At 36.4% G+C, this 4,580-nt stretch carries 5 protein-coding genes; all 5 read right to left on the bottom strand.

Going from position 1 to position 4,580, the window contains the following annotated elements:
* A partial coding sequence (gene infB, locus ACZQCL_RS06680; RefSeq protein WP_482482360.1) for a translation initiation factor IF-2 occupies positions 1–1,823 on the bottom strand: 1,823 nt, incomplete at its 3' end.
* An 8-nt stretch (positions 1,824–1,831) separates the two neighbouring features.
* Positions 1,832–2,122, bottom strand: coding sequence for a L7Ae/L30e/S12e/Gadd45 family ribosomal protein (locus tag ACZQCL_RS06685; RefSeq protein WP_337532745.1), 291 nt, complete (start codon positions 2,120–2,122; stop codon positions 1,832–1,834).
* Positions 2,115–2,375, bottom strand: a complete 261-nt coding sequence (rnpM, locus tag ACZQCL_RS06690; RefSeq protein WP_117571801.1) for an RNase P modulator RnpM — start codon at positions 2,373–2,375, stop codon at positions 2,115–2,117. The genes ACZQCL_RS06685 and rnpM overlap by 8 nt, the downstream gene beginning before the upstream one ends.
* A gap of 11 nt (positions 2,376–2,386) precedes the next feature.
* Positions 2,387–4,000, bottom strand: coding sequence for a transcription termination factor NusA (gene nusA / locus ACZQCL_RS06695; protein ID WP_227990895.1), 1,614 nt, complete (start codon positions 3,998–4,000; stop codon positions 2,387–2,389).
* Positions 4,001–4,010: 10 nt separating this feature from the next.
* Positions 4,011–4,469, bottom strand: coding sequence for a ribosome maturation factor RimP (rimP, locus tag ACZQCL_RS06700; protein WP_482482363.1), 459 nt, complete (start codon positions 4,467–4,469; stop codon positions 4,011–4,013).
* Positions 4,470–4,580: the final 111 nt, after the last annotated feature.

The following is a 4,580-nucleotide window of genomic DNA, read 5'->3' on the forward strand; positions in this document are numbered from 1 at the left end:
TCTATAATATCTCCTACTTTAATATCGTTAAAGTTTTCAATTGTCATACCACATTCGTAACCATTTATAACTTCCTTAACATCATTGTCGAAACGACGTAATGATCCAAGTTTTCCTGTATAGATAACGATACCTTCACGAATCAAGCGAACTTTACAGTCACGTTTTATCTTACCATCCGTAACCATACATCCGGCAATTGTACCAATCTTACTTACCTTATAGATCTGACGAACATCCGCCTGACCAATAACAACTTCTTCATATACCGGTGCAAGCATACCTTTCATAGCAGCCTGTAATTCTTCAAGAGCCTTATAGATGATGTTGTGTAAACGGATTTCCACACCTTCTTCTTCGGCTTTTTTACGAATAGCTGCACTAGGACGAATGTTGAATCCATAAATAATCGCATTTGAAGCACTTGCCAATAAGATATCTGATTCTGTAATTGTTCCTACAGTTGAACGAATGACATTGATACGAACATTTCCATCGACTTCTAGTTTTTCCATACTAGCCTTTAAAGCTTCCGCAGAACCTTGAACATCGGCTTTGATCAAGACATTGATTTCTTGAACATCACCTTCATCAATTTTCTTAGCTAAATCTTCTAAAGACATAGCGCTTGTTGAATTACGTTCTTTTTCAATTTGTTTATCCAAACGATGACCCGCAATTTCAGCAGCCTTCTTATAACTATCATAAGACATGAATACATCACCAGCTCTAGGAACTTCATTTAAACCGATGATTTCTACTGGACAGCTTGGTTCAGCATGTTTGATTTCCATACCACGATCGTTTGTCATTTTACGAACACGACCATAACTAGTACCAACTACAACACTATCTCCTGTGTGTAATGTACCACGTTGAACTAACAATGTGGCAACAGGTCCACGACCTTTATCCAACTTAGCTTCAATTACTGTACCAGAAGCATTTGTATCTGGATTTGCCTTTAATTCTTGCATATCCGCCACTAACAACATTGTTTCCAACAATTCTGGAACACCTGTTCCCTTTTTAGCAGAAACTTGAGTAAAGATTGTATCTCCACCCCATTCTTCAGGCATAATTCCAAGTTCACTCATTTCAGACATGATACGATCTGGATTTGCGCCTGGCTTATCAATTTTATTTACCGCAACTACAATTGGAACACCTGCAGCTTTGGCATGGTCTACCGCTTCTTTTGTTTGTGGCATGACACCATCGTCCGCCGCAACAACGATAATAACGATATCGGTAACTTCGGCTCCACGAGCACGCATAGCTGTAAATGCTTCGTGACCTGGTGTATCTAAGAATGTAACTTTTCTACCTTTTAATGATACCTGATATGCACCAATGTGCTGTGTGATACCACCAAATTCATTTTCTGTAACATTCGCTTTACGAATTGTATCCAATAATGTTGTTTTACCATGGTCAACGTGACCCATGATTGTGACAACAGGAGGACGAGGTACTAATTTAGATTCATCTTCTTCTACATTTTGAAGTTGTTCTTCAATATCATCTTCGTCAACAACAACCTCTTTATGTACTTCCACATTGAAGTTCATACAGATCAATTCAATATCCTCATCTGACAATACTGTATTGATTGTTGACATATTTCCCATCATAAATAAGAATTTAATGATTTCAGAACTATTTTTGTGAAGCAATTGTGCTAACTGACCAACAGTAATCGCATCACTATATGTGATTTCCTTTACTGCTTCTTCCTTTTTAGGTGCATTAGACTGATACGAACTCTTATGCCCTTTTCGATTTGGTTTCTTTTTGTTTTTATTGTTGTTGTTATAAGCCATCGAATCACCTAACCTTTCATCTTTTCGATAATCGCTTTGGCAAAGCCACTATCTACAATCGCAATAGCACTCATCTTTTTATAAGAAACATCATCTAATACAGATGGTTCTACCACTATATACGGCACATTGTAATATGTGCATTTATCCTGAATCTTCTTCATACGGTTTTGTCCGCATAAAGAAGATACAAGTACAAGTTTTGCTTGAGATTTTTGAATACTAACAAGTAAAGAATCACCCTTTGATACTTTACCAGCACGATAAGCTAGTTGTATCAAATTCGTAACTTTATTCATTGGTAATGATTGCTTCTAATTCCTGATAGACTTCATCGGGGATTTCAGTTTCTAAAGCTCTTTGTAAAGCCTTATTCTTTTTGGCAAGAGCCAACGTTTCTAAGCTTTTAGAAATATAAGCACCATGCCCATTCTTTTTACCTGTCAAATCGATCTCAATTGTTTGTTCAGGTGTACGTACCACACGAATCAAATCTTTTTTTGGGAAACGCTCTTGTGTTACGACACATTTTCGCATTGGAATCTTACGCATGAAACCAACTCCTAGTCATCATAATATTCATCATATTCTTCATAGTCAACATCATCGTCCCAGGCATTTTCATCTTCATATTCCTGTTCTTCGATTTCAGCCAACTCTTCTTCCGAATAGATTGGTTTCATATCTTCGTAGTTGAATTTTTTAACTTCAACTGGTTTCTTTTCTTCCTCAACCTTTTCTTTTTTAGGTTTAGAAACTTGAGGCTCCTCTTGTTTATTGGAAGCATCCGCCATAGATTCAAATTTAGAAGTGTATTCTTTGACATCGGCAGCTGTCTTTTCTTTACGATTTTGTTTCGCAATACGAGCCAATTCTTCCATTTCATCGACTTCTTTTTCTTCAACTGTATTTTCTTTTTCAAATAAAGTATCTTGAGAATGTTCTTCAACAGCATCCACTTCTTCATCTTCATAAGTAAAATCAGCTACATCAATATTTTCGATATCAGTTTCATTTGACTTTAATTCTTCAATCTTCTGTTGTTGCTTATAAGCACGTTCTTTGGCTTTCTTTTCTTCGTATTCTTCTTGCATTTTTGCACTAATAGCCATGTAATCAATGCCTAATTCCTGCATTTCACTTTCCGATTTGATATCAATCTTGTGATTTGTTAGTTTAACAGCCAAACGTGCATTTTTACCACGCTTACCAATCGCTAATGACAATTGGTTGTCTGGAACAACAACGATCAATCCATCTTTTACATTTTCATTTGGAATCACCGCAACACCCACACTAGGGCTTAATGCATTCGCAATTAACTCACTGATGTTGTCAGACCATTCGAAAATATCGATTTTCTCACCATGCAATTCTTCAATGATTGTTTGTACACGACTTCCACGAGGACCAATACATGCTCCAATTGGGTCAATGTTTTCATTGTGTGAATAAACGGCAATCTTACATCTTTCACCAGGATCACGGGCAATCGCTTTAATTTCAATAATTCCATTGTAGATTTCTGGAACTTCACGTTCGAATAAACGACGAACAAATACTGGAGTTGCACGAGACACTAAAACTTGAGCACCCTTTGTTTCTTTGTTGACTTCAGTAATCACAACTAAGATGTTGTCGCCTTCTTTATAATGTTCTGTTGGAATCTGAGCTGATTTTTTCATCATCGCAAATGTTTTACCAATATTTACAATGACGAATTTTTCTTCAACCGTTTCAATCGTTCCTAAAACCATTTCATCGACTTTGTCACAATATTCTTCGTAAACCAATGCTTTTTCAGCTTCACGAATCTTTTGCTTCATTACGTTTTTGGCAAGTACAACAGCCGCACGATCAAAATCCGTAAAATCTACTTCTTCTCCAACCATATCACCTAATTGAATGTTTGGATTTTCTTTTTGAGCTTCTTCCAATTCGATTTCTAATTCATCATCTTCCACTTCTTCAACAACCATACGCTCGTGATAAATGTGAATCGTTCCATCCTCAACATCCACACGAACATAAGCATCTGGAATTTCGATGTGTTTGCGGTAAGCCTTTGTCAAAGCTTCTTTTAAAGCATCTTCAACAATTTCTTTCGTTAATTGACGATCTGTTTCAATGCCCTGTAGAGCTTTTGCTAAATCTGCAACTTTAATTTTTGGTTTCATCTTTTTTCTCCTATACCTTTACAGCCGTCATAATCAGCTGAATGTTACTCTTTTCAATAGTGATCTTCTTCGTTCTTGTTTTATCACGATATGAAATCGTTACATCATTTTCTGTAGCTTCAATTAGATCACCGATGACTTGATCTAAGCCTTGTTTTGGATCTTTCATTTTGACAAAAATATATTTGCCAACTGCTCTTTGAATTTCTTCATCCGTACGAAGCTCTCTTTCCGCTCCTGGCGAACAAACTTCAAGCATGTATTCTTTGGCATACCAGTCTTTTTCATCAAGTATTGTGCCAATCGCATCTGAGCAAGTTGCACAAGTATCCAAATCCATTGTACCGTCTTCTTTTTCAACCGAAACTCTTAATAATGGTGTACCCTGATTTGTAATCCATTCTAATTCATACAAATGGCATCCATTGTCATTAAGAACTTCTTCAATCCATTCTTTAAGATTGTCCATACATTTCTCCTTAGTAGCAAAATATAAGGAGTGGTACGACCCACTCCTTGAATTTCTATACAATCTATTTATAGCACAAAAAAACTTTTTTTGCAACTATTTGTTTTCTTC

Source organism: Holdemanella sp. (genome assembly GCF_056804935.1).